The 23,438-nt window shown below is 69.7% G+C and carries 22 protein-coding genes; 19 read left to right on the top strand and 3 right to left on the bottom strand.

Annotated elements, in window-relative coordinates:
* Positions 1 to 105: 105 nt before the first annotated feature.
* From aroC to GON06_RS10405, 6 genes are read left to right on the top strand one after another with little or no spacing between them, the layout of a single operon-like run.
* Positions 106 to 1,332, top strand: a complete 1,227-nt coding sequence (aroC, locus tag GON06_RS10430) for a chorismate synthase (protein ID WP_157312186.1) — start codon at positions 106 to 108, stop codon at positions 1,330 to 1,332.
* A 6-nt stretch (positions 1,333 to 1,338) separates the two neighbouring features.
* The gene (locus GON06_RS10425) at positions 1,339 to 1,860 is read left to right on the top strand and encodes a shikimate kinase (protein ID WP_157312185.1); all 522 of its coding nucleotides are present in this window, start codon (positions 1,339 to 1,341) and stop codon (positions 1,858 to 1,860) included.
* Positions 1,857 to 2,936 (top strand): 3-dehydroquinate synthase, encoded by a 1,080-nt coding sequence (aroB, locus tag GON06_RS10420; RefSeq protein ID WP_157312184.1) that lies wholly within the window; start codon positions 1,857 to 1,859, stop codon positions 2,934 to 2,936. Before GON06_RS10425 ends, aroB begins: the two co-directional genes overlap by 4 nt.
* Positions 2,933 to 3,457, top strand: coding sequence for a GNAT family N-acetyltransferase (locus GON06_RS10415; RefSeq protein WP_332837389.1), 525 nt, complete (start codon positions 2,933 to 2,935; stop codon positions 3,455 to 3,457). The genes aroB and GON06_RS10415 overlap by 4 nt, the downstream gene beginning before the upstream one ends.
* Positions 3,454 to 3,915, top strand: a complete 462-nt coding sequence (locus GON06_RS10410; protein WP_332837387.1) for a type II 3-dehydroquinate dehydratase — start codon at positions 3,454 to 3,456, stop codon at positions 3,913 to 3,915. Before GON06_RS10415 ends, GON06_RS10410 begins: the two co-directional genes overlap by 4 nt.
* A complete protein-coding gene (locus GON06_RS10405; protein WP_332837386.1) occupies positions 3,912 to 4,403 on the top strand; it encodes a tetratricopeptide repeat protein in 492 nt (163 codons plus the stop codon). The genes GON06_RS10410 and GON06_RS10405 overlap by 4 nt, the downstream gene beginning before the upstream one ends.
* Here GON06_RS10405 and GON06_RS10400 read toward each other — a convergent pair.
* A complete protein-coding gene (locus GON06_RS10400) occupies positions 4,400 to 5,005 on the bottom strand; it encodes a GrpB family protein (protein WP_157312183.1) in 606 nt (201 codons plus the stop codon). The two genes, GON06_RS10405 and GON06_RS10400, sit on opposite strands and share 4 nt — an antisense overlap.
* 117 nt (positions 5,006 to 5,122) lie before the next feature.
* Here GON06_RS10400 and efp point away from each other — a divergent pair, with 117 nt between their 5' ends.
* Both efp and nusB read left to right on the top strand, forming a co-directional pair.
* Positions 5,123 to 5,686: an elongation factor P gene (gene efp, locus GON06_RS10395; RefSeq protein WP_157312182.1), complete on the top strand. Its 564-nt coding sequence runs from the start codon at positions 5,123 to 5,125 to the stop codon at positions 5,684 to 5,686.
* 2 nt (positions 5,687 to 5,688) lie between these two features.
* Positions 5,689 to 6,099 (top strand): transcription antitermination factor NusB, encoded by a 411-nt coding sequence (gene nusB, locus GON06_RS10390; RefSeq protein WP_157312181.1) that lies wholly within the window; start codon positions 5,689 to 5,691, stop codon positions 6,097 to 6,099.
* Positions 6,100 to 6,126: 27 nt separating this feature from the next.
* On the opposite strand, the gene GON06_RS10385 is transcribed toward nusB, so the two are convergent.
* Positions 6,127 to 7,101: a DUF4349 domain-containing protein gene (locus tag GON06_RS10385; RefSeq protein WP_157312180.1), complete on the bottom strand. Its 975-nt coding sequence runs from the start codon at positions 7,099 to 7,101 to the stop codon at positions 6,127 to 6,129.
* A 117-nt stretch (positions 7,102 to 7,218) separates the two neighbouring features.
* Between GON06_RS10385 and GON06_RS10380 the strand changes: the two genes are divergently transcribed.
* The 4 genes from GON06_RS10380 (at position 7,219) to GON06_RS10365 (ending at position 13,754) form a co-directional block, all read left to right on the top strand.
* A complete protein-coding gene (locus tag GON06_RS10380) occupies positions 7,219 to 10,461 on the top strand; it encodes a DEAD/DEAH box helicase (RefSeq protein ID WP_232528382.1) in 3,243 nt (1,080 codons plus the stop codon).
* Positions 10,462 to 10,476: 15 nt separating this feature from the next.
* Complete coding sequence (locus GON06_RS10375) at positions 10,477 to 11,562, top strand: DNA glycosylase AlkZ-like family protein (RefSeq protein ID WP_157312179.1); 1,086 nt, start codon at positions 10,477 to 10,479, stop codon at positions 11,560 to 11,562.
* 90 nt (positions 11,563 to 11,652) lie between these two features.
* Positions 11,653 to 13,221 carry a Rieske 2Fe-2S domain-containing protein gene (locus tag GON06_RS10370; RefSeq protein WP_157312178.1) on the top strand — a complete coding sequence of 523 codons (1,569 nt, stop codon included), beginning with the start codon at positions 11,653 to 11,655 and terminating at the stop codon, positions 13,219 to 13,221.
* Positions 13,218 to 13,754 carry a GNAT family N-acetyltransferase gene (locus GON06_RS10365; RefSeq protein WP_157312177.1) on the top strand — a complete coding sequence of 179 codons (537 nt, stop codon included), beginning with the start codon at positions 13,218 to 13,220 and terminating at the stop codon, positions 13,752 to 13,754. The genes GON06_RS10370 and GON06_RS10365 overlap by 4 nt, the downstream gene beginning before the upstream one ends.
* Before the next feature lie 96 nt (positions 13,755 to 13,850).
* On the opposite strand, the gene GON06_RS10360 is transcribed toward GON06_RS10365, so the two are convergent.
* Positions 13,851 to 14,759: an NUDIX domain-containing protein gene (locus GON06_RS10360; protein WP_157312176.1), complete on the bottom strand. Its 909-nt coding sequence runs from the start codon at positions 14,757 to 14,759 to the stop codon at positions 13,851 to 13,853.
* Between the two features lie 113 nt (positions 14,760 to 14,872).
* Here GON06_RS10360 and pyrR point away from each other — a divergent pair, with 113 nt between their 5' ends.
* The 7 genes from pyrR to pyrF are packed head-to-tail and all read left to right on the top strand — an operon-like array spanning position 14,873 to position 23,431.
* Positions 14,873 to 15,403: a bifunctional pyr operon transcriptional regulator/uracil phosphoribosyltransferase PyrR gene (gene pyrR / locus GON06_RS10355; RefSeq protein WP_157312175.1), complete on the top strand. Its 531-nt coding sequence runs from the start codon at positions 14,873 to 14,875 to the stop codon at positions 15,401 to 15,403.
* Positions 15,400 to 16,365, top strand: coding sequence for an aspartate carbamoyltransferase catalytic subunit (locus GON06_RS10350; RefSeq protein ID WP_157312174.1), 966 nt, complete (start codon positions 15,400 to 15,402; stop codon positions 16,363 to 16,365). The genes pyrR and GON06_RS10350 overlap by 4 nt, the downstream gene beginning before the upstream one ends.
* A complete protein-coding gene (locus tag GON06_RS10345) occupies positions 16,362 to 17,663 on the top strand; it encodes a dihydroorotase (protein WP_332837385.1) in 1,302 nt (433 codons plus the stop codon). Before GON06_RS10350 ends, GON06_RS10345 begins: the two co-directional genes overlap by 4 nt.
* Complete coding sequence (locus tag GON06_RS10340; protein WP_332837384.1) at positions 17,660 to 18,166, top strand: PH-like domain-containing protein; 507 nt, start codon at positions 17,660 to 17,662, stop codon at positions 18,164 to 18,166. The genes GON06_RS10345 and GON06_RS10340 overlap by 4 nt, the downstream gene beginning before the upstream one ends.
* Positions 18,163 to 19,311 carry a glutamine-hydrolyzing carbamoyl-phosphate synthase small subunit gene (carA, locus tag GON06_RS10335; RefSeq protein ID WP_332837383.1) on the top strand — a complete coding sequence of 383 codons (1,149 nt, stop codon included), beginning with the start codon at positions 18,163 to 18,165 and terminating at the stop codon, positions 19,309 to 19,311. The genes GON06_RS10340 and carA overlap by 4 nt, the downstream gene beginning before the upstream one ends.
* A complete protein-coding gene (gene carB / locus GON06_RS10330; protein WP_157312173.1) occupies positions 19,311 to 22,598 on the top strand; it encodes a carbamoyl-phosphate synthase large subunit in 3,288 nt (1,095 codons plus the stop codon). The genes carA and carB overlap by 1 nt, the downstream gene beginning before the upstream one ends.
* Positions 22,595 to 23,431, top strand: coding sequence for an orotidine-5'-phosphate decarboxylase (gene pyrF, locus GON06_RS10325; protein WP_157312172.1), 837 nt, complete (start codon positions 22,595 to 22,597; stop codon positions 23,429 to 23,431). The genes carB and pyrF overlap by 4 nt, the downstream gene beginning before the upstream one ends.
* Positions 23,432 to 23,438: the final 7 nt, after the last annotated feature.

The raw sequence follows: 23,438 nt of genomic DNA, 5'->3' as shown, positions 1-23,438 counted from the left end.
CTCGACGCCTACCCGGCCAACACCACGCTCAGGCCGCTACACGCTCAACTGCGAAGAGCCGGTAATGCGCTCAGCACTGTCCTGAAGGCATGGGAGACTGGAGCAATGCTCCGTGTGCTCACGGCCGGCGAATCGCACGGCCCCGAACTCATCGCCGTCATGGAGGGCCTGCCCTCCGGCGTGCCCATCTCGGCCGAGGGAATCCAGGCCGACCTGCAGCGACGCAAGCTCGGCTACGGCCGCGGCTCGCGCATGAAGTTCGAGCAGGACGAACTCACCATCTCCGGCGGTGTGCGGCACGGGCTGTCCCTGGGCAGCCCGGTGGCGCTGCGCATCGGCAACACCGAGTGGCCGAAGTGGACCGAGGTGATGAACCCGGCGCCCGTCGATCTCACCGACATGTCCCGCGGCCGTGGCGCTGCGCTGACGCGCCCTCGACCCGGTCATGCCGACCTGGTGGGCATGCAGAAGTACGACTTCGACGAGGCCCGCCCGATCCTGGAGCGCGCCAGCGCCCGGGAGACCGCGGCACGCGTGGCTCTCGGTGCGATCGCGCGCGCGTTCCTGTCCGAACTCGGCATCCGCCTCGTCAGCCACACGCTGTCGATCGGGCCGGTGCACGTGCCCGAGGGCGCTGCACTGCCCACACCGGACGACGTGGACGCGCTGGACGCCGATCCGCTGCGCTGCTTCGACGCCGCGACCTCCGCGCTGATGGTCGCCGAGGTCGACGCCGCCCGCAAGGACGGTGACACCCTGGGCGGCATCGTCGAGGTGCTCGCCTACGGGCTGCCTCCGGGGCTCGGCTCGCACGTGCACTGGGACCGTCGTCTGGACGGTCGCCTCGCGCAGGCGCTGATGAGCATCCAGGCCATCAAGGGCGTCGAGGTCGGTGACGGCTTCGAGACCACGCGCCGGCGTGGGTCCGCCGCGCACGATGAGCTGTTCGAGGCCGACGGGGGCATCACCCGCGGCTCCGACCGCGCCGGCGGCACCGAGGGCGGCATGTCCACCGGCACGGTTCTCCGAGTGCGCGCAGGGATGAAGCCGATCGCAACGGTTCCGCACGCCCTGCGCACGATCGACGTCGCCACCGGCGAGCAGGCGACCGCGCATCACCAGCGCTCCGACGTGTGCGCGGTCCCCGCAGCCGGCGTCGTGGCCGAGGCCATGGTCGCCATCGAGCTGGTGAACTCGGTGCTGGAGAAGTTCGGCGGCGACAGCGTCGGCGAGACCCGCCGCAACCTGCAGTCCTATCTCGAGGCGATCCCCGAGTCGCTGCGCACCGCGCCGGCGTCCGAGGCCGCCCTGATCGCGCAGGAAGAGGCCTGAACGCCGATGACGAGCGCGGCTGAGCATCCGCTCACGCTGGTGCTGGTCGGGCCGATGGCTGCGGGCAAGACCAGCGTCGGGCGCCGCGTCGCTCGCACCCTCGAGGTGCCGTTCATCGACACCGACAAGCGCATCGTCGCAGCGCACGGCCCGATCCCCGAGCTGTTCGAGGCGCACGGCGAGGCGCACTTCCGCGAGCTCGAGCGACTCGCGGTTGCCGATGCCCTCGCCGAGGGCGGCGTCGTGTCGCTGGGTGGTGGCGCGGTGACGGATGCGGGCACCCGGACGCTGCTGTCCGGGCATCCGGTCGTGTACCTGACGGTGACCGCCGCGGCCGTCGCCGCGCGGATAACCGGCGGCGGACGACCACTGCTGGCAGGAGAGGATCCGGTCGCGCGATGGGAGGAGATCTTCCAAGCGCGGCGCGGCTGGTACGAGGAGGTGGCCGATCTGACGGTCGACACCTCGAAGCGTCCGATGAGGAAGATCGCGGACGAGATCGCACAATGGCGGAAGGAACAGGAATGAGCACGACCACGATCGGCGTCACCGGACGCGAGAACTACGGGATCACCGTGGGTCGTGACATCCTCGACCAGGTCGCAGAGGCGCTCGACCCCGCTGTCCGCAAGGTGCTCGTCGTGCACCCGCCGACGCTGGCCGCCCGCGCCGCGCAGCTGCGCGAGCGCCTCATGTCGACCGGTGCGCTCGAGGTGCTGCTCGCCGAGATCCCGGACGCCGAGCAGGGCAAGCGCGTCGAGGTCGCGGCGTTCTGCTGGCAGGTCATGGGGCAGGCCGACTTCACCCGCACCGACGCCGTGATCGGCTATGGCGGGGGTTCGGTGACCGATCTCGCCGGCTTCGTCGCAGCGACCTGGCTGCGGGGCGTGCAGGTCGTGCAGGTGCCGACCACAGTGCTCGGGCTGGTGGATGCCGCTGTCGGCGGCAAGACCGGCATCAACACCGCCGAGGGCAAGAACATGGTCGGTGCCTTCTGGGCGCCGCGCGCGGTGATCGGCGACCTCGACGAGCTGACCAGCCTCAGCGCGAACGAGGCGACCGCCGGGTACGCCGAGGTCGTGAAGGCCGGCTTCATCTGGGCGCCGGAGATCCTCGACATCGTCGAGGCCGCCCCGGAGCGGGCCATCGACCCCGCGACCGACGAGTTCCGCCGCACCATCGAACTCGCCATCGACATGAAGGCCAAGGTCGTCTCCGACGACTTCCGCGAGGCGGGCCTGCGCGAGATCCTGAACTACGGGCACACGCTCGGGCACGCCATCGAGCACGCCGAGCGCTACCAGTGGCGGCACGGCGCAGCGATCTCTGTCGGCATGATGTACGCCGCGGAGCTGTCGCGCCTTGCCGGGCGGCTTTCCGACGAGGCCGTCGACCGGCACCGCGGCGTCCTCGAGACGCTCGGGCTGCCCATCACCTACCGCGCCGGCGCCTGGTCGCAGCTGCTCGCGACGATGCAGCGGGACAAGAAGGCCCGCGGCGGCATGCTGCGGTTCATCGTGCTCGACGACATCGCCAAGCCGACCGTGCTGCAGGCCCCGGACGAGTCGCTGATGTTCGCGGCATATCAGGAGGTCGGCGCGTGAGCGTCGAGGTCCGGCGGGTCGCTCCCGACGAGTGGGCCGAGGTGAAGGCACTGCGCCTGCGCGCTCTCGGCGACGCCGTCGCGCACCTCGCCTTCCTGGACACCCTCGAGCACGCCTCGGCCCAGCCGGACGCGTTCTGGCAGGAGCGGACGCGGAACGCGGCATCCGGCGACCAGGCGGCGCAGTTCGTCGCGATCGCCGACGACGGCGAGTGGTTCGGCTCGGCGACAGTGATCGATCACCGGGATCACCCCGGCTCGGGTCTCGTCGTCGGCGTGTACGTCGCCGACGGGCATCGTGGCGCAGGAACGATCGAGGCGCTCTTCGACGCTGCGGCATCCTGGGCGCGGAGCACCGGACGCTCCGCCCTGTACCTCGAGGTGCACGTCGACAACCATCGCGCGCAGCGTGCGTACGAGCGCTGGGGCTTCGTGCGCACCGGTGAGATCACTCACCTGGACAACGGCGAGGAGTACGTCATGGTCCGGGCGATCGGCGCCGCTGATAGCGTGGGCGCGTGACCCAGCCTCGCCGCCTGCTGCTCGTCAACGGGCCGAACCTCAACCTCCTCGGCACCCGCGAGCCCGCGGTCTACGGCACCGAGACGCTGGCCGACGTGGAGCGGATCACGGCGGATGCGGCCTCCGCCCTCGGCTACGACGTGCGCGCAGTGCAGAGCAATCATGAGGGCGTGCTGATCGACGCGATCCACGCGGCTCGTGAGGACTGTGCAGCGGTGGTCATCAACCCGGGCGGACTCACGCACACCTCGGTGTCGTTGCGCGACGCGCTGACCGGCGTGGGGCTGCCGTTCGCCGAGGTGCACATCTCGGACGTCTACCGCAGGGAGGAGTTCCGGCACTTCTCGTACCTGCACGACGTCGCCGCGGTGCGGGTCGTGGGGCACGGAGTGCGCGGCTACGCGGAGGCCGTGCGCGAGCTCGTGGGGCAGTTGCAGGGCGGGGGCGCCGAGGAGTGACCCTCGAGGCCGAGCTCGACCGCATCGTCGCCGCCAGGAACCGCGACGACATGCAGCCAACGATCGACGCGCTGCTGCCGTACCTCGAGTCGCATCCCGGCGACGCCCGCGTGCTCTACGAGGTGGGCGGAGCGTATGACACGGCGGGGGAGGAGGCGATCGCCCGCGGCTACTACGAACGTGCCCTCGACGCGGGGCTCGAGGGCGACATCCTGCGGCGCTGCTGCGTGCAGTACGGCTCCACGCTGAGGAACCTCGGCGAGCTGGACCGGTCGCTCGAGGTCTTCGACGAGGCGCTGCGCGTCTTCCACGGGTCGCCGTCGCTCACCGTCTTCCGTACGCTGACGCTGCACGCCGCCGGGCGCGCGGATGCCGCGATCGCCGCGCTGCTCGAGGTCATCGCCGATGACGCTGCCGCACCGGAACTGGACCGCTATCGCCCGGCGATCCGGGGGAACGCCGCGTACATCGCGTCGTCGGACGGCTAGGACGGGACGCCGGCGGCATCCATCGCCCGGCCGATGATCTCTCGGAGCACACGCTCCTTGCGGGAGTTGTAGTCGTCGACCGTCTCGCGTGCCGCCGTCGCGAGGAGAGCGGACTCGCGCTTGATCGCCGCGTACTGCTCCCGGTCGGCGGGGTCACGGCTCAGGTGCTCGCGCAGGATCGTGTGCCGCCAGGTCTCGGGGGAGTCCGGGCCGAAGACGTGCAGGTTGACGAGGGGATCGGTCAGCTTCAGCATGCGGTGCTCGTACCACCAGGGCTCGCGCACGGTGTGCACCCAGCCGGCCGCCGTGAGAGCCGGGATGTAGGCGTCCTCGTCTGCGGGATCGGCGACTGTCAGGTCGATGTCGATGATCGGCTTGGCGGCGAGGCCGGGCACCGAGGTGGAGCCGACATGTTCGATGCGCAGTGCGCGTGCACCGAGCAGCCCGCGGATGTGCGCGGAGATCTGTGCGAACCGGCCGGGCCAGGCCTCGTCGTACGGCACGACGGCGATCGGAGTGCGGCTCGGCGGCACGAGGTAGGGCGACCGGCCCTCCGGCGGTGCGTCGTCCGAGAAACTGCGGAGGTCGGCTGCAATCGGCATTCCGAGAGCCTATCGAGGGCCGATTTGCCGCCATCCCGTAGAATGAGTGGTCGGCCGTGTTCTACGCGCCTCCGCGCCCGGCCACTCACGTCAACACACGAACGGACTTCCACCAGCATGGCATCCACCGCAGACATCAAGAACGGCGTCGTCCTGTCGATCGACGGACAGCTCTGGAGCGTCATCGAGTTCCAGCACGTCAAGCCGGGCAAGGGCGGTGCGTTCGTGCGCACCAAGCTGAAGAACGTCGTCAGCGGCAAGACCGTCGACCGCACCTACAACGCCGGCGCGAAGATCGAGATCGAGAACGTCGACCGTCGCGACTTCACGTACCTGTACACCGACGGCGACAGCTTCGTCTTCATGGACGTCGAGGACTACGACCAGCTCACGGTCGGCGCTGCGACCGTCGGCGACGCGAAGAACTTCCTGCTCGAGAACCAGCAGGTGCAGATCGCGCTGAACAACGGCAACCCGCTGTACATCGAGCTTCCGGCGTCAGTCGTTCTCGAGATCACGTACACCGAGCCGGGCCTGCAGGGCGACCGCTCGTCGGCCGGCACCAAGCCCGCCACCGTCGAGACCGGCTACGAGATCCAGGTTCCGCTGTTCCTCGAGACCGGCACCAAGGTCAAGGTCGACACCCGCACGGGCGACTACCTCGGCCGCGTCAACGACTGACCTTGAGCGCACGGAGCAAGGCGCGCAAGCGCGCCCTCGACATCCTCTTCGCCGCCGACGTGCGCGGTGAGGAGATCGCGACCACGCTGGCCGCCGAGGCGAAGCGCGCGGCCAGCGAGCCGGCCCGCGAGGCCTCGTGGCTGTACGCGCGGGAGATCGTCGACGGCGTCGTGGACCACCGCGACGAGATCGACGAGCAGATCACCACGCACAGCCGCGACTGGAGGCTCGAGCGCATGCCGGCCGTCGACCGCGCTGTGCTGCGCATCGCCGCCTGGGAGATCCTGTTCAACGAGCAGGTGCCCACGGCCGTCGCGATCGACGAGGCCGTCGAGCTGGCCAAGGAGCTCTCCACCGATGAGTCCGGCGCCTTCGTGCACGGCGTGCTCGCACGCCTCGCCCGCGCAGCCTGACAGATCGGCCTGACGCGCCGCGCTGATTCAGCGCGGCGCGTCGTGCTGTTCCTGGGACTCCGCAGGCGCGCCCGCGGGTGCAGGTGCGGACGCCGCCGGTGCTCCGGCATCCGCCGCCGCTCCGGCCTCCGCCGCGGGCGCCGGAGCGGATGCCGAGCCGCGCCGCCTCCGCACGATCCACAGCACGACCAGCACGATCACGGCGACCACGACCAGCCAGGGCAGCAGGAAGGCCAGGGCGATCCCGGTCGCCGACCAGAAGCTGACGAACGCCGACCATCCGGCGGCGATCGCCTCGAGCGGATTCTGCGGCGCGGTGGTCTGCGGCACGTACACCGACATGAAGGTCACGGTGACCGTGGCCATCGCGACGCGGTCGTCGAGATCACGCTTCTGCGCGGTGAGCGACTCCAGCTCGCTCTGCCGCTCGGAGATCGCCTGTTCCAGTTCGATGAGATCGGAGGTCTTCTGCGCGGTTCCGAGCCACTCCGTGTACCGTGCGATCGACGTCCGAAGGGTGGTGATGCGGGCGTCCAGATCGCGCTGCGTCGCGCCGACCTCCTCGGCCGAGAACGAGGTCTCCTCCAGCTCGCCGAGCTTCTTCAGAGCGGCGCGTGCGTCTTCGAGATCATCGGCGGGGATCCGCAGCACGACCTCGGCCTGAGCCGCGGCGCCGTCACCCCCGGCGTTGTCGTTGCGGGCGTCCACCCGCCCGCCGGCGTCGACGGCGATCTTCGTCGCGTCATCCGCTGCTGCGAGCGGATCGTCGGTGGTCAGCAGCATCCGCCCGGTCGTGACGACCGCCGAGTCCTTGTCCTCCACGGCACCGGGCGCCTGATCGTCCGCGGCGCCGCCGGCATCCTGCCCGGACTGCACCTCGCTGCTCGACGAATCGCCGGAGGACCCACCGGACGATCCGCCCATGGCGGTGCATCCCGCGGTGCCGATCATCAGCGCCGAGAGGAGGACGACCGTCACCAGACCACGCCGCATCCTGTTCATAGCCACAGGCTAGGCCGGGCGCCGTCCTGGCGGGATCACGATCCGGCAAGGGTTGGGTAACGGCACGGCAACGGGGCCTCGCCGACGGGTGTCGGCAGGTGCTGGCAGGATTGCTGCATGCCCTTCCCGCACATCGACGATGTGACCCTCAACCGTCATGTCGGCACCGTGACACTGCAGCGGGCGAGGGACTACCTCCGCACCGGTATGGTCCTCGGCACGCGCTGGGACGAGGAGTCCTCCGTGCTCACGGCGACGGTCCGCGGCAGCAGCATCGGCGACTACGCATGCGTCATCCGCATCGACGACACGGCCGAGGTGCCGCGCATCATGTCCTCCCGCTGCACCTGCCCGATGGCATCCGCCTGCAAGCACGTCGCGGCGGCCGTGCTGAAGGCCGATCGGGAGTCCGTGGTGCGCGCTGCCGTGACGGCACCGGAGCGACCGAAGGTCGAGCCGTGGCGCAGACTCATCCCCGAGGCGCGCACGACAGCGGCGCGGACGCCGCTCGCGCTGGGATTCGAACTCCGGGTGCACGAGCGCAGCGCGAATCCGTGGTCGACGAAGCGCACGACCCCGGCCGATCCGCGCGCCCTGGCGAAGGGCGAGGTCGACGTGCGCCTGGCCATGCGCCCGTACACCACCAGCCCACGCACAGGCGCCTGGATCAAGGGTGAGGTCGGGTGGGAGTCGTTCCGCCGTCCCTCGCCGGCGTACCCGATCGCCCAGCACCGCTGGTTCGGCGATCTGCTCGCGCTCGCGCGCGACTCGCTGCTTTCCGGTACCGCCGGGGAGTGGATCCTGGTCGACCACGTCGAATCGGATGTCTTCCTCGATCACCTGCTGCGGGCGGATGCCGCGGGCGTGCCGCTCATCGCCGTGCGCAAGGACACCGACATCCGGCTCACGGACACGGGGTCCGCGCGCGTGCGGGTGGACCGCACCGACACCGGGCTGCTGCTGCGCGCGGCCGCGCAGGTCGACGGGGAGGATGCGGAGCATGCGCGCCCGATCGGACGCTCGGGCTTCTACACCTGGCGCGTCGTGGACCGGCGCGTCGAGGTCGCCCTCGCCAGGAGCGCACTCGACGAGCCGACGCGGATGCTGCTGACCGAGGGCGGATCGGTCCCGGTGCCCGCGGCCGACGAGGAAGCCTTCTTCGCAGAGGCGTACCCCTCGCTGAGCAGGACGACCACGCTCACCGCAGGAACCGGCGTCGTCCTGCCGGAAGTGTTGAGACCGACTCCCGTGGTCTCCGTCACGTTCCGCGGTGGCCACACTGCCGATCACCGGCTCAGCTGGCGGTACGGCGGGCGCGGCGGATTCCCGGTGACGACCACAGCGGACGCGATCCGGGACGCGGAGGCCGAGGCCGCGGAGCTGCGCACCGTCGAGAGCATCTGGTCCGCGGCATCCGACCTGCGTTTCGCGGCGACCGGAGTCGTCCGCGACCTCGACACCGCGCGGCTCATGGGTGAGGTCGTGCCCGCACTCGAGGACGCGGGGATCGAGGTCATCGTCACGGGGGACAGGCCCGTCTACCGGGAGCTGGCGGGCGAACCCGAGATCACGGTGTCGACCGTCGAGAGCACGGATCCGGACTGGTTCGACCTCGGGTTCCTGGTGAAGATCGACGGCCGCACCATCCCGTTCGAGCCGCTGTTCACCGCGCTCGCCCTGCGGCGCAAGAACCTGCTGCTCGTCGACGGCAGCTACTTCTCGCTCGCGCACCCCGCCCTCGACCGCCTTCGCGATCTCATCGACGAGGCCGCGACGCTGAACGAATGGGAGACCGGACCGCGCATCAGCCGGTACCAGACCGCCCTCTGGGACGATTTCGAGGACCTCGCGGACCAGTCCGAGCCGGCGGTGTCCTGGCGCGCCACAGTCGAGGCGCTCCGCACCGACAGTGACGTGCCGGCGGTGCCGCCGCCCGCCGGGCTGCGGGCCGAGCTGCGCCTCTATCAGCAGGCGGGGTTCGAATGGCTCGCGTTCCTGCGCCAGCACCGTCTCGGTGGCATCCTCGCCGACGACATGGGCCTCGGCAAGACACTGCAGCTTCTCGCCCTCGTCCAGCACGCGCACGAGGCGGGGGAGGAGCGGCCCTTCCTCGTCGTCGCGCCGACCAGTGTGCTGACAGCCTGGCGCGACGAGGCGGCGCGATTCACCCCCGACCTGCGCGTGCGGGTGGTGGAGACTTCGAAGGCGTCCGACATCCGGGATGCCGCGGTGTCGGCCGACCTGGTCGTTGCGTCCTACGCGGTCGTGCGCCTGGCAGAGCAGACGTTCCGAGATCGCGACTGGGCGGGCCTGATCCTCGACGAGGCGCAGTTCGTGAAGAACCCCGCCTCGCAGCAGCACCAGGCGATCGCCGCTATCCGCGCCGACGTGACCTACGCCGTCACAGGCACACCGCTGGAGAACAGCCTGATGGACCTGTGGGCGCTGTTCCACCTGACCGCACCCGGGCTGTTCCCGTCCAAGCGACAGTTCCGCGAGGACTACGTGCAGCCGATCGAGAAGGGCAAGGTGCCCGAGAACGCCGAGGGCGCGGACTTCCGGGCCGGCCGCATCGCGCGACTGCGGCGTCGCATCCGCCCGCTCATGCTGCGTCGCACCAAGGATCTGGTGGCGTCCGAGCTGCCGCCCAAGCAGGAGCAGATCCTGCACGTCGAGCCGAGTCCTGCGCACCGCGCCGTGTACGACACCGTGCTGCAGCGGGAGAGGCAGAAGATCCTCGGGCTGCTCAAGGACCTCGACAAGAACCGGTTCATCGTGTTCCGCTCGCTGACCATGCTGCGGATGCTCGCGCTCGCACCTGGTCTCGTCGACCCCGACGACACGGGTCTCGGATCGCGCAAGCTCGACGCACTGGTCGAGCGCGCCGAGGAGTTGCGCGCCGAGGGGCATCGGGTGCTGGTGTTCAGCCAGTTCACCTCCTACCTCGATCTCGCCGAGGCACGGCTGAAGGATGCCGGCATCCGTTACAGCCGTCTGGACGGTGCCACCCGCAAGCGCGGCGAGGTCGTCGACGACTTCCGCGACGGCGACCAGACCGTGTTCCTGATCAGCCTCAAGGCGGGCGGCTTCGGCCTGACCCTCACCGAGGCGGACTACGTCTTCCTGCTGGATCCGTGGTGGAATCCGGCGGCGGAGGAGCAGGCGATCGACCGCACGCACCGGATCGGGCAGCGCGAGCAGGTGTTCGTGTACCGGATGATCTCGACCGGCACGATCGAGGAGAAGGTGCTCGCGCTGCAGCAGCGCAAGGCGCGACTGTTCACCGCGGTGATGGACGACGACGAACTGTTCGCGAAGTCGCTCACTGCTGACGACATCCGTGCACTGTTCGAGGAATGAGCGGAGAATTCCGGGATGACTGTGGCTCTGAGCAAGGACGAGGCGCGGCGCGTCATCGTGCGAGCGGCACTGCTCGACGCGGAGCGCCCCGGTGACGTCGTCGAGGTCGCCGAGCAGATCGGCTACATCAAGATCGATCCCACCGCGACGATCGCGCCCTGCGAGCACACGATGGCCTGGTCACGGATCGGCTGGTCGTACGAACCCGGGCAGCTGAAGAAGGCTGCGGAGGAGGACCGGCAGCTGTTCGAGTACAACGGGACGTTCCTGCCCGTCTCGCTCCTGCCCGCCATGCTCCCCGGCATGACCGAGGGCACACTGCGTGAGAGCACCCGATCCTGGCTGGCGGCGAACGACGGGTTCCGCCGCGACGTGCTGGCGCGGCTGCGCGCCGAGGGTCCGCTGCTCGCGAGCGAGATCCCCGACACCGCCCAGGTCACCAAGGCCCCCGACGGATGGACCGGCTCGAATCAGGTGCCCATCATGCTCGACGTGCTCTCGCACACGGCTGAAGTCGCCGTGGTCGGTCGCGAAGGCCGGTCTCGGCGCTGGGATCTCGCGGAGCGCGTCTACCCGCAGGACGGCCGTGTGCTCGGCGCGCAGGAAGCCGCTGACGAGTGGTCCTCCCGTCTGCTGCAGGCCGCCGGGCTCGCACGTCCGTACAACTGGTGGAACGGGGTCTCCAAGACGGCGGGCGAGGCAGCATCCGTCGAGGGGAGCTCCGTGCGCTTCCGCGTCGACCCCGCGGCGCTCGCGGCGCTCGAGGAGCCCGATCGCGGCGGGCGGGTCGCGTTCCTCAATCCCTACGACAACCTGCTGTTCGACAGGAAGCGGCTGGAGGAGGTGTTCGACTTCTCCTACGTGCTCGAGCAGTTCAAGCCGAAGGCGCAGCGCGTGTACGGCTATTTCGCGCATCCGATCCTCTTCGGCGACCGGTTCATCGGCATGCTCGACGCCGAGCACGACCGGAAGCGCGAGGTGCTCCAGGTGAACGCCGTGCACGAGTTCTTCCCCTGGGACGCGGACGAGCACGAGCTGGTCCGCGCGGAGATCCAGGAGCTCGCGGAGTGGCTCGGCGTGCCGGTCGCGGGGCTGGCCTGAGGCGCGCCCGGGCGGGTTAGGCACGGCCGGTCTCTGCGGCTTCCGAAGCGTGCGCCGGTAGAATCGACGGGTCCAAGCAGGAGGAGAGACATGCGGATCACGGGACTCGGCCACGCCGGAATGCTCATCGAGACGGTCGGCGGGAACATCATCTGCGACCCCGTGCTCGGCCCCTCGTTCTACGGCTCGTGGTTCCCGTTCCCCGACAACCGGGGTCTCGATTGGGAGGAGATCGGCAGGAAGGCCGACTTCCTGTACATCTCACACCGGCACCGCGACCACTTCGACCCTCGGCTGCTGGAGAAGTACATCCGCAAGGACATCGAGGTGCTGCTGCCGGAGTACGTCACCGACGACCTCGAGGTCGACATCCGCGCCCTCGGCTACGACAACATCACCTACGCGCCCGCCGGCGGGGTGATCGAGCGCGGCGACCTGAAGATCATGATCACGCCGCTGCGCGCCCCCAGCGACGGACCCATCGGCGACTCCTCGCTGAGCGTCGACGACGGCACCGCGTCGATCCTGAACCAGAACGACTCGCACCCGCTCGACCTCGAGAAGCTGCTGAGCTTCGGCAAGCCCGAGGCGTACTTCACGCAGGTCTCCGGCGCGATCTGGTGGCCGATGGTGTACGACCTCCCTCAGGACGCCAAGCAGAACTTCGCGAAGCTCAAGCGCGACGCCCAGAACAAGCGCGCGATGTACTACATCGAGAAGGTGGACGCCCCGCACGTCTTCCCGATGGCGGGCCCGCCGATGTTCCTGCGCGACGAGCTGTTCCAGTACAACGGCACGGGCCAGAACGACGACTCGATCTTCACCGATCAGAAGGAGTTCCTCGCCCACCTGAAGGAGCTCGCTCCGCAGTATGACGGGCAGCTCTTCATCCCGGGCACGGTCGTCGAGATGAACCACGGCGAGCTGTCCGTGACGCAGAGCCTGTACTCGGAGGCCGAGATCGCGCACATCTTCGACGAGAAGTGGGACTACCTCGAGGAGCAGCGGGCCTCGCGCCAGCAGGAGATCCGCGACGAGGAGGCGCGGCGCGCGCCCGCACTCCCCGCGGAGGAGATCCTCGCCGAACTGAAGGCCTGGTGGGAGCCGCTTCTGAAGAAGTCGCGCACCATCCGGAACGGCGTCGGCGGCAACGTCCGCTTCCGGATCGGCGACCTCGACATGGTCGTCGACTTCCCGCGTGCCAAGGTGCGCGAGTACGCCGGCGAGGAGTGCATCTACTGGTACACCATCCCCGCCGACCTCGTCTCGACGAACATCCGCGATCATGAGATCGACTGGTCCAACTCGATCTTCCTGTCGATGCAGTTCTCGGTGGGCCGCAGCGGCAAGTTCAACGAGTTCCTCACCACGTTCCTGAAGTGCCTCTCGGTCGACCGCATCGAGTACGTCGAGAACTGGTACTCCGAGCAGACCGACCAGACCGAGGACGCCCAGATCGGCGACTGGGTCGTGCAGCGCCGCTGCCCGCACCTGCGTGCCGACCTGACCCGCACCGGCAAGATCGAGGACGGTGTGCTCACCTGTTCGATGCACGACTGGAAGTGGGACCTCAAGACCGGCAAGTGCCTCAGCACCGCCGGCCACGAGATCCGCGCAGAGTACTGCCCGCTCACGGACGAGGCGCTCCGCGCCGGATGAGCGGCGCCGGAACCGGCGTCCGGCTGCTGAGCCTCGACGATGTCGACGAGCTCACCACACTGGAACTCGCGAACCGCGAGCACCTGCGCCCGTGGGATCCGGCGCGGGCGCCGGAGTACTTCACGGCTTCGGAGCAGCGGCATCGGCTCGAGATCGCGCTGGGCGAGCACGAGGCCGGACGTGCCGTCCCGTTCGGGATCACGACGGATGCCGGTGAGCTGATCGGCCGGGTCACGCTGAGCGGCGTCGTGCGTGGCGCCCTGCAGTCGTGCGCGATGGGGTACTGGATCGCGGCGGACCACGTGCGTCGTGGGCACGCCGCGCGCGCGGCCGCCCTGGCGGTGGAACACGCGTTCACCGCACTGGAGCTGCACCGGGTGCAGGCCGAGACACTGCCCGAGAACGTCGCTTCTCAGGCCGTGCTGACCCGGATCGGCTTCACGCACTACGGCCTCGCGCCGCAGTATCTCCGTATCGACGGCGCCTGGCGCGACTTCCTGATGTTCCAGAGGATCAACCCCGCGGCGGACTGAGCGCGGCGCGCGAGATCTCGCCGACTTCGCCGCGAGATCCCGATTTCTGCACGAGGTCCCCGTGCTGAACACGGGTCTCGCGCAGAAGTCGGGGAGTCACGCAGATGTCGCGCGCAGGACGGACACCAGTTCTGCAGGACGGAGGTCGAGGCCGGCGATCCGGTCCAGGGCGACCCGCTCGATGTCGTATCGCCCGTGCGACGGGTCGTCGAACTCGGGTCCGTTCCGACGAGAGGGGTCGATGCCGGTCAGCCGCGCAGCGTAGAAGATCTCGCTGCGGATGCCGTCGATCCGGCGCTCATGGATCACTTCGCCGATCCAGGCCTCGGCGCCGAGTTCCTCGCGAAGCTCGCGGCGCAGCGCGTCCTCCGGAGTGGCATCCGAAAGTGCCATCCCGCCGCCCGGGGTGGTCCAGTACGGTGCGTGACCAGCGCGAGTCCGCTTGATCAGGATGATCCGCCCGTCGTCATCCGTCAGCAGCGCCCGCACGCGGGGGAGCGGGAGGTCGAGCTCGATGACGTCGGGGAACCGCAGCGTCTCCCAGAACGCGACCGCGGGATCACCCGCCTCGATCAGACCTTGCGCGACCATCCAGGCCGTCAGAGCCATGCCATGGGTTCCGACGACGATGTGCTCGGCAGGGTGCGCGAGGAGGCCCTCGTGAAAGCGCTGCGCGACGTCATCCGGCGTCTCCCAGCTCACATGCCGCTCATCCAGTCGTCCGGCGACCCAGGCGCGGCGAGCCGAGCGGAAGTCGTCGTGCACCAGCTCCTCACGGTCGACCTCGCGGAAGCGGGCGTCCTGGACGACGGTTCCTTCCTCGGCTCCGGTCGCGAGCACTGTCGTCTGCCGCGCCTTCAGCTCGGGGCTCGACACCGCTGTGCCGTCGAGGCGCAACGCGGATGCCGCTGCCGCGCCGTCGGAGCTGAGCGGCCATTCCTCCGGCGAGACCGACGCATCGACCGCAGGCATGCCGTGGCGGAGGAGGGTGATCTTGCGCCGCATCCCGCCAGCGTAGCCGCTCGTTGGTATACCACCGGCCGGACCGGCGAATCGTTAGAATCGAACCATCACCCATCCTTTAAGCCCGTCCCGTGAGGCGGAGAAGGGAGAGGCAGATGGCTGTACGAACCGTGCTGCAAGAAGCCGACATCGCGCGCGCTCTGACGCGCATCGCCCATGAGATCCTCGAGTCCAATCGGGGAGCGGACGGTCTCGTCCTGCTGGGTATCCCGACCCGCGGCGTGACCCTCGCCGAGCGGCTCGGCCCGATCATCTCCGAGATCGCCGGCGCAGAGATCCCGGTCGGATCGCTGGATGTCACCCTGTTCCGCGACGACCTGGCGAAGCATCCCACCCGCACGCCGAAGCGCACGGAGATCCCCGACGGCGGCATCGACGGCAAGACCGTCGTCCTCGTCGACGACGTGCTCTTCTCCGGCCGCAGCATCCGCGCCGCCCTCGACGCGATCCAGTCGATCGGCCGCCCCGCCGTCATCCGACTGGCGATCCTCGTCGACCGCGGTCACCGCGAGGTGCCCATCCGCCCCGACTTCGTCGGCAAGAACATCCCGTCCTCCCGGCAGGAGCGCGTCAACGTGCACCTGCGCGAGCTCGACGGCACCGACGAGGTGACGATCGAAGCATGAGGCACCTGCTCGACACGCGCACGCTCGACCGCGCCACCGCGCTCCGCATCCTCGACGTGGCCGAGGACATGGCCGAGACCCAGTCCCGCCAGGTCAAGAAGCTGCCGACGCTGCTCGGCAAGACCGTGGTCAACCTCTTCTTCGAGGACTCCACGCGCACCCGCATCTCGTTCGAGGCCGCCGCGAAGCGCCTCTCGGCGGATGTCATCAACTTCGCTGCCAAGGGCTCCAGCGTCTCGAAGGGCGAGAGCCTGAAGGACACCGCGCAGACCCTGCAGGCGATGGGTGCCGACGCCGTCGTGGTGAGGCACTCCGCCTCCGGTGCGCCGCAGACCCTCGCGACCAGCGGCTGGATCTCGGCAGGCGTCGTGAACGCCGGCGACGGCACGCACGAGCACCCCACGCAGGCGCTGCTCGACGCCTTCACGATCCGGAAGCGCCACTTCGGCGCCGACAGCCGGGGTCGCGATCTCAGCGGCCTGCGCATCGTGATCGTCGGCGACGTGCTGCACTCGCGGGTCGCCCGCTCGAACGTGTGGCTGCTCACGACCCTCGGCGCGCACGTGACGCTGGTCACGCCGCCCACGCTCATCCCGCAGAACGTCTCGCTGTGGCCGGTCACGGTGCGCTACGACCTCGACCAGGCCCTCGCCGAGGGACCGGATGCCGTGATGATGCTGCGCATCCAGATGGAGCGCATGCACGCGGCGTTCTTCCCGAACGAGCGCGAGTACACCCGCCTCTGGGGCCTGGATGCGGTGCGCGTCGCCGGCCTCCCCGAGACGAGCATCGTGATGCACCCCGGACCGATGAACCGCGGTCTGGAGATCTCGAGCGAGGCCGCCGACTCGGCCGCCTCGACCGTGCTGGAACAGGTCGCCAACGGCGTGTCGATCAGAATGGCCGTGCTCTACCTGCTGCTGGCGGGGGAGCGCGACGGCGAAGGAGGAGAAGCGCAGTGAGCGAGACCATCGTCATCACCGGTGCTGCACTGAACGGTGCGGATGCCGCGGACATCGTGATCGAGGACGGTCGCATCGCCGAGATCGGCAGTGGCCTGAGCCGTGCAGGGGCTCGCGTCGTCGACGCGGCCGGCCTCATCGCCCTGCCCGGGCTCGTCGACCTGCACACGCATCTGCGCGAGCCGGGCTTCGAGGCCTCCGAGACCGTGCTCACCGGCACCCGCGCCGCGGCGGCCGGTGGCTTCACCGCGGTGTTCGCGATGCCGAACACCTCCCCGGTCGCCGACACCGCCGGCGTGGTCGAGCAGGAGCTCGCCCTCGGGGAGGCGGCAGGTTACGCCACCGTGCAGCCGATCGGCGCCGTCACGGTCGGCCAGAAGGGCGAGCGGCTCGCCGAGCTCGGCGCCATGGCCTCCTCCCGCGCGAAGGTCCGCGTCTTCAGCGACGACGGCTTCTGCGTCTGGGACCCGCTGATCATGCGCCGAGCGCTGGAGTACGTGAAGTCCTTCGACGGCGTCATCGCACAGCACGCCCAGGACCCACGGCTCACCGAGGGCGCCCAGATGAACGAGGGCACCGTCTCCGCCGAGCTGGGTCTGGCCGGATGGCCGGCGGTCGCCGAGGAATCGATCATCGCCCGCGACGTCCTGCTGGCCGAGCACGTCGGGTCCCGCCTGCATGTCTGCCACCTGTCGACCGCGGGATCCGTGGACCTGATCCGGTGGGCGAAGAAGCGCGGCGTCGCCGTGACCGCCGAGGTCACGCCTCATCACCTGCTGCTGACCGACGAGCTGGTGCGCGGCTACGACGCGAGGTACAAGGTCAACCCGCCGCTGCGCCGCGAGGAGGACGTCCTGGCCGTGCGCGAAGGCCTCGCAGACGGCACGATCGACATCGTCGCCACCGACCACGCCCCGCATCCTTCCGAGAACAAGGCATGCGAGTGGCAGGCCGCGGCGAACGGCATGGTCGGCCTGGAGAGCGCGCTGCGCGTCGTGCACCAGTCGATGGTGGAGACCGGTCTGCTCGGCTGGCCGGATGTCGCGCGCGTCATGAGCACGGCACCCGCGGCGATCGGCCGGCTGGAGGGCTTCGGATCGCTCGAGGTCGGCGCCCCCGCACATGTCACGCTGTACGACCCTCGGGTCGCAGGCGTCTTCACTGAAGCGGACCTGCACGGCCGCAGCCGCAACTCGCCGTACCTCGGCCGCGACCTTCCCGGTCAGGTGCACTGGACGATCCACGGCGGCCGCGTCACCGTGGCCGACGGCACCCTCGTGGAAGGGCTGGGCGAGTGACACGTGACCTCGCCGTCCTGCTGACGATCGCACTCGCGGTGGTCATCATCGCCGCGATCCTGTTCGCCTGGCGCGCGCGACTGCGACGCGACTCCGGCATCAGCGCACCCCTCGGCGTGCCTGAGCACGCCGAGGTCACGGAGCGCGTCGAGGTGCTGTACGTCGCCACCACGCGGCACGACGAGCCCCTCGAGCGGGTCGCGGTCAAGCCGCTGGAGTACCGCGCCCGCGGCGAGCTGGTGCTCACCGACCGCGGTGCCGCACTCAGCCTGGACGGATCGCCCACGGTGTTCCTCGCCTCGGAGCGGCTCGTCGCCGCCGATCTCGCCACGGTCGCCATCGACCGCGTGGTGGAGCCGAACGGACTGGTGCGCATCGTCTGGCGCGAGTCCTCCGGCATCCTTCTCGATTCCTTCCTGCGCGTCGCGAACGGCGGCCCGCAGCACGTCCTCACCGCGCTGCAGCGCCTGTGCGCCGCACCGGAGACAGGAGCAACCTCGTGACTCTGAACACCGACCCCGCCGTCCTCGTCCTGGAGGACGGCTCCCGATTCCCAGGACGCGCCTACGGCGCCCGCGGCACCACCCTCGGCGAGGTCGTCTTCGCCACCGGCATGTCCGGATACCAGGAGACGCTCACCGACCCGTCGTACGCGGGCCAGATCGTGCTGCAGACCGCCCCGCACATCGGCAACACCGGCATGAACGACGAGGACCCCGAGTCGCGTCGCATCTGGGTGGCCGGCTACATCGTGCGCGACCCCTCACGAGTGGTGTCGAACTGGCGCGCCAACGCGTCGCTCGACGACATCCTCGTCCGCGACGGCATCGTCGGCATCAGCGGCGTCGACACCCGCGCGATCACCCGACACATCCGCTCGGCCGGATCCATGCGAGGCGGCGTCTTCTCCGGCGAGGCCGCGAGCCTGGATGCCGAGGAGCAGCTGCGCATCGTCCGCGAGGCCCCGCAGATGGCGGGCCAGAACCTCTCCGCGGAGGTCTCTGTGGCCGTCGCGGAGGTCACGCCCGCCGTCGGTGAGAAGATCGGCAACCTCGCCGTGCTCGACCTCGGCGTCAAGCAGGCCACGCTCGACAACCTCGCCGCGCGCGGGTTCGAGGTGCACGTGCTGCCGCAGTCCTCGACCTTCGCGGACATCATGGCGATCGACCCGGTCGCCGTGTTCTACTCGAACGGCCCCGGCGACCCCGCAGCATCCGATGGCCAGGTGGCCGTGCTGCGCGAGGTGCTCGACGCCAGGCTGCCCTACTTCGGCATCTGCTTCGGCAACCAGCTGTTCGGCCGCGCGCTCGGCCTCGGCACCTACAAGCTCACCTTCGGGCACCGCGGCATCAACCAGCCGGTGCTCGACAAGACCACCGGCCGCGTCGAGATCACCGCGCACAACCACGGCTTCGCGGTGGAGGCGCCCCTGGAGGGCTCCTTCGACAGCCCGAACGGCTACGGCCAGGTCGAGGTCAGCCACATCGGCCTGAACGACCAGGTGGTCGAGGGGCTGAAGGCCCTCGACATCCCCGCGTTCTCGGTGCAGTACCACCCCGAGGCGGCGGCCGGCCCGCACGACGCAAACTACCTCTTCGACCGCTTCCGTGACCTCGTCGTCGCGACCATGCAGGAAGGCGCAAAGTAATGCCCAAGCGCGACGACATCAACAGCGTCCTGGTCATCGGCTCCGGTCCGATCGTCATCGGCCAGGCCGTCGAGTTCGACTACTCGGGGACGCAGGCCTGCCGGGTGCTGCGCGAGGAGGGCGTCCGCGTCATCCTCGTCAACTCGAACCCGGCCACGATCATGACCGACCCGGACTTCGCCGACGCGACCTACATCGAGCCGATCACCCCCGAGGTCATCGAGACGATCATCGCCAAGGAGAAGCCAGACGCCATCCTGCCGACGCTCGGCGGCCAGACGGCTCTGAACGCCGCCATGGCGCTGCACGAGCGCGGCATCCTCGAGAAGTACGACGTCGAGCTCATCGGCGCCAAGGTGGACGCCATCCGCAAGGGCGAGGACCGCCAGATCTTCAAGCAGCTCGTCCTCGACGCGGGAGCGGATGTCGCCAAGTCGGTCATCTGCCACACGATGGACGAGCTCCTGGCCGGTGCCGAGCAGCTCGGCTACCCGCTCGTCGTCCGCCCCAGCTTCACCATGGGCGGACTGGGCTCTGGCTTCGCCTACGACGAGGAGGACCTGCGCCGCATCGGCGGTGCCGGCCTGCACGACTCGCCCACCAACGAGGTGCTCCTGGAGGAGTCGATCCTCGGCTGGAAGGAGTACGAGCTCGAGCTCATGCGCGACACGGCCGACAACACGGTCGTGGTCTGCTCGATCGAGAACGTCGACCCGGTCGGCGTGCACACCGGCGACTCGATCACGGTCGCCCCGGCACTCACCCTCACCGACCGCGAGTACCAGAAGCTGCGCGACATCTCGATCGACATCATCCGCGCCGTGGGCGTCGACACCGGCGGCTGCAACATCCAGTTCGCGGTCGACCCGACCAACGGGCGCATCATCGTCATCGAGATGAACCCGCGCGTGTCGCGGTCCTCGGCGCTTGCGTCGAAGGCCACCGGATTCCCGATCGCGAAGCTGGCCGCCAAGCTCGCCCTCGGTTACCGTCTGGACGAGGTCCCCAACGACATCACCGGCGTGACTCCGGCGAGCTTCGAGCCCACGCTCGACTACATCGTGGTGAAGGTCCCTCGCTTCGCGTTCGAGAAGTTCCCGGCCGCCGACGCCACCCTCACCACCACCATGAAGTCGGTGGGCGAGGCGATGGCGATCGGCCGCAACTTCACGACCGCCCTGCAGAAGTCGCTCCGTTCGCTCGAGAAGCGCGGCTCGAGCTTCCACTGGGGCGCCGAGGCGCGCAGCGTCGAGGAGCTGCTGGAGATCTCGAAGACCCCGACCGACGGCCGCATCGTCGTGCTGCAGCAGGCGCTGCGCAAGGGCGCGACGATCGAGCAGGCGTTCGACGCCACGGCGATCGATCCGTGGTTCCTCGACCAGATCGTGCTCATCAACGAGGTCGCCGAGGCCGTCCGCACCGCGAGCGAGTTCGACGCCGACACCATCCGGTACGCCAAGGAGCACGGCTTCTCGGACGCCCAGCTGGCTGAGCTGCGCGGCATCTCCGAGCAGGAGGTGCGCGGCATCCGTCACGGTCTCGGCGTCCGGCCGGTGTACAAGACGGTCGACACGTGTGCGGGCGAGTTCCCTGCGCTGACGCCGTACCACTACTCGAGCTACGACTTCGAGTCCGAGGTCGCCCCGTCGGAGCGCACCAAGATCGTCATCATCGGCTCCGGCCCGAACCGCATCGGCCAGGGCGTCGAGTTCGACTACTCCTGCGTGCACGCGTCGTTCGCGCTGTCGGATGCCGGGTACGAGACCGTCATGGTCAACTGCAACCCCGAGACCGTGTCGACCGACTACGACACCTCCGACCGGCTGTACTTCGAGCCGCTGACGCTCGAGGACGTGCTGGAGGTGCTGGACGCCGAGGCGGCGAGCGGCACCATCCTCGGCGTGGTCTGCCAGCTCGGCGGTCAGACGCCGCTGGGTCTGGCGAAGGGGATCGAGGCCGCCGGCTACACCGTGCTCGGCACCAGCCCCGAGGCGATCGACCTGGCCGAGGAGCGTGAGCTGTTCTCGCAGCTGCTGGACCGCGCCGGTCTCGTGGCGCCGCGCAACGGCACCGCGATCGACGCCGAGGGCGCCGTGCGGATCGCCGAGGAGATCGGCTACCCGGTGCTGGTGCGCCCGAGCTTCGTGCTCGGCGGTCGCGGCATGGAGATCGTCTACAGCACCGAGGGTCTGCACGACTACTTCGCGCGCACCGCCGGCGAGGTCGTCATCGAGGAGGGCAAGCCGCTGCTCGTGGACCGCTTCCTCGACGACGCGATCGAGCTCGACGTGGACGCGCTCTACGACGGCACAGAGCTGTTCATCGGCGGTGTCATGGAGCACCTCGAGGAGGCCGGTATCCACTCCGGCGACTCCAGCTGCACCCTGCCGCCGATCTCGCTCGGTCGCACCGAGATCGACCGGGTGCGCACCGCGACCCTGGCGATCGCGGAGGGCGTGGGCGTCCGCGGCCTGCTGAACGTGCAGTTCGCCGTCAGTGCCGGCGTGCTCTACGTGATCGAGGCGAACCCGCGCGCCAGCCGCACGGTGCCGTTCGTGTCGAAGGCGCTGGGCATCCCGCTGGCCAAGGCTGCAAGCCGCATCATGGCCGGCGCCACGATCGCGGAGCTGAAGGGCGAGGGTCTGCTGCCCGAGCAGGACGGCTCCCGCATCCCGCTGGACGCACCGGTCGCCGTCAAGGAGGCGGTGCTGCCGTTCAAGCGCTTCCGCACCAAGGAGGGCCGCACGGTCGACTCCGTGCTCGGTCCGGAGATGCGCTCGACCGGCGAGGTCATGGGCATCGACAAGGACTTCCCGACCGCGTTCGCGAAGAGCCAGGCCGCGGCCTACGGCGGCACGCCGACCTCGGGCACCGTGTTCATCTCGGTCGCCGACTCCGACAAGCGCGCGGTGATCCTGCCGGCGCACAGGCTCAGCCAGCTCGGCTTCCGCATCCTCGCGACCGAGGGCACCGGCGAGATCCTCTCGCGCAACGGCATCCCGGTCGACGTCGTGCAGAAGTTCGGCGAGTCGCAGGGGTCGGGCGCGACGAACATCGTCGACCTGATCAACGAGGGCGCGGTGGACATCGTCGTGAACGTCCCGGACGGGGGAGCGGCGCGCGCCGACGGTTACGAGATCCGCGCGGCTGCGGTGGCCGCGGACAAGGCGCTGTTCACCACCATCGCGACGCTCGGCGCCGCGGTCAGCGGCATGGACGCGACCGGTGACGGATTCGAGGTGCGCAGCCTGCAGGAGTACGCGCTCGACCGGAAGGCGTCGGCATGACCGAGTCCTTCGGCTCGCGGCTGCGGACAGCGCTCGACGAGCGCGGCCCGCTCTGCGTCGGCATCGACCCCCACGCGTCGCTCCTCGACGCGTGGGGGCTCGGGCAGGACGCCGCCGGCGTGCGCGAGTTCGGCCTGCGGGTGGTGGATGCCGCCGCCGGCCGCGTCGGCGTGCTGAAGCCTCAGGTGTCGTTCTTCGAGCGTTTCGGCTCGCGCGGCTTCGCCGCCCTCGAGGACGTGCTCGCCGCGGCAAGGGCCGCGGGGCTGCTCGTGCTCGCCGACGCGAAGCGCGGGGACATCGGCTCGACGAACGAGGGCTATGCGGACGCCTGGCTCGAGCCGGGCTCGCCCCTGGAGGCGGATGCCGTGACGCTGAGCCCCTACCTGGGAGTGGGCGCCCTGGACGCCGTGCTCGCCCGGGCCAGGTCCGCAGGCAAGGGCGTCTTCGTCCTCGCGGCGACCAGCAACCCCGAGGCAGCGGCGGTGCAGTCCGCGACCACCGGGGACGGCACCCACGTCGCCGCGATGGTCGCGCGCCAGGCCACTGCCGGCGATGCGGGGGATGCCCTCGGGGCGATCGGGCTGGTGATCGGGGCGACCGTCGACCGGGCCGCCTTCGGCCTCGACGACGATCTGTTGCGCACAGTCCCGGTGCTCGCACCGGGCTTCGGTGCGCAGGGCGCCACGCCCGAGGATCTCGGGGCCCGTTTCGGCGCGATCGCCCGCAACGTGCTCGCGAGCGAGAGCCGCAGCATCCTGAGTGCAGGACCCGATGGAATCGCTGTCAGAATGGAGGAGACCGCGCGACGCTACCAGGAGGTGCTGGGTGCCTGAAACCCGT

The organism is Microbacterium sp. MAH-37, from assembly GCF_009758255.1.
Classification (GTDB): Bacteria; Actinomycetota; Actinomycetes; order Actinomycetales; family Microbacteriaceae; genus Microbacterium.
This window is presented reverse-complemented; position numbering and strand designations above follow the sequence as displayed.

Excerpts from the sequence above, each read along its gene's own strand:
- aroC (WP_157312186.1), top strand. The coding sequence starts at position 106 with ATGCTCCGTGTGCTCACGGCCGGCGAATCGCACGGCCCCGAACTCATC.
- GON06_RS10425 (WP_157312185.1), top strand. The coding sequence starts at position 1,339 with ATGACGAGCGCGGCTGAGCATCCGCTCACGCTGGTGCTGGTCGGGCCG.
- aroB (WP_157312184.1), top strand. The coding sequence starts at position 1,857 with ATGAGCACGACCACGATCGGCGTCACCGGACGCGAGAACTACGGGATC.
- GON06_RS10400 (WP_157312183.1), bottom strand. The coding sequence starts at position 5,005 with ATGCCGATTGCAGCCGACCTCCGCAGTTTCTCGGACGACGCACCGCCG.
- efp (WP_157312182.1), top strand. The coding sequence starts at position 5,123 with ATGGCATCCACCGCAGACATCAAGAACGGCGTCGTCCTGTCGATCGAC.
- GON06_RS10385 (WP_157312180.1), bottom strand. The coding sequence starts at position 7,101 with ATGAACAGGATGCGGCGTGGTCTGGTGACGGTCGTCCTCCTCTCGGCG.
- GON06_RS10380 (WP_232528382.1), top strand. The coding sequence starts at position 7,219 with ATGCCCTTCCCGCACATCGACGATGTGACCCTCAACCGTCATGTCGGC.
- GON06_RS10375 (WP_157312179.1), top strand. The coding sequence starts at position 10,477 with ATGACTGTGGCTCTGAGCAAGGACGAGGCGCGGCGCGTCATCGTGCGA.
- GON06_RS10370 (WP_157312178.1), top strand. The coding sequence starts at position 11,653 with ATGCGGATCACGGGACTCGGCCACGCCGGAATGCTCATCGAGACGGTC.
- GON06_RS10365 (WP_157312177.1), top strand. The coding sequence starts at position 13,218 with ATGAGCGGCGCCGGAACCGGCGTCCGGCTGCTGAGCCTCGACGATGTC.
- GON06_RS10360 (WP_157312176.1), bottom strand. The coding sequence starts at position 14,759 with ATGCGGCGCAAGATCACCCTCCTCCGCCACGGCATGCCTGCGGTCGAT.
- pyrR (WP_157312175.1), top strand. The coding sequence starts at position 14,873 with ATGGCTGTACGAACCGTGCTGCAAGAAGCCGACATCGCGCGCGCTCTG.
- GON06_RS10350 (WP_157312174.1), top strand. The coding sequence starts at position 15,400 with ATGAGGCACCTGCTCGACACGCGCACGCTCGACCGCGCCACCGCGCTC.
- carB (WP_157312173.1), top strand. The coding sequence starts at position 19,311 with ATGCCCAAGCGCGACGACATCAACAGCGTCCTGGTCATCGGCTCCGGT.
- pyrF (WP_157312172.1), top strand. The coding sequence starts at position 22,595 with ATGACCGAGTCCTTCGGCTCGCGGCTGCGGACAGCGCTCGACGAGCGC.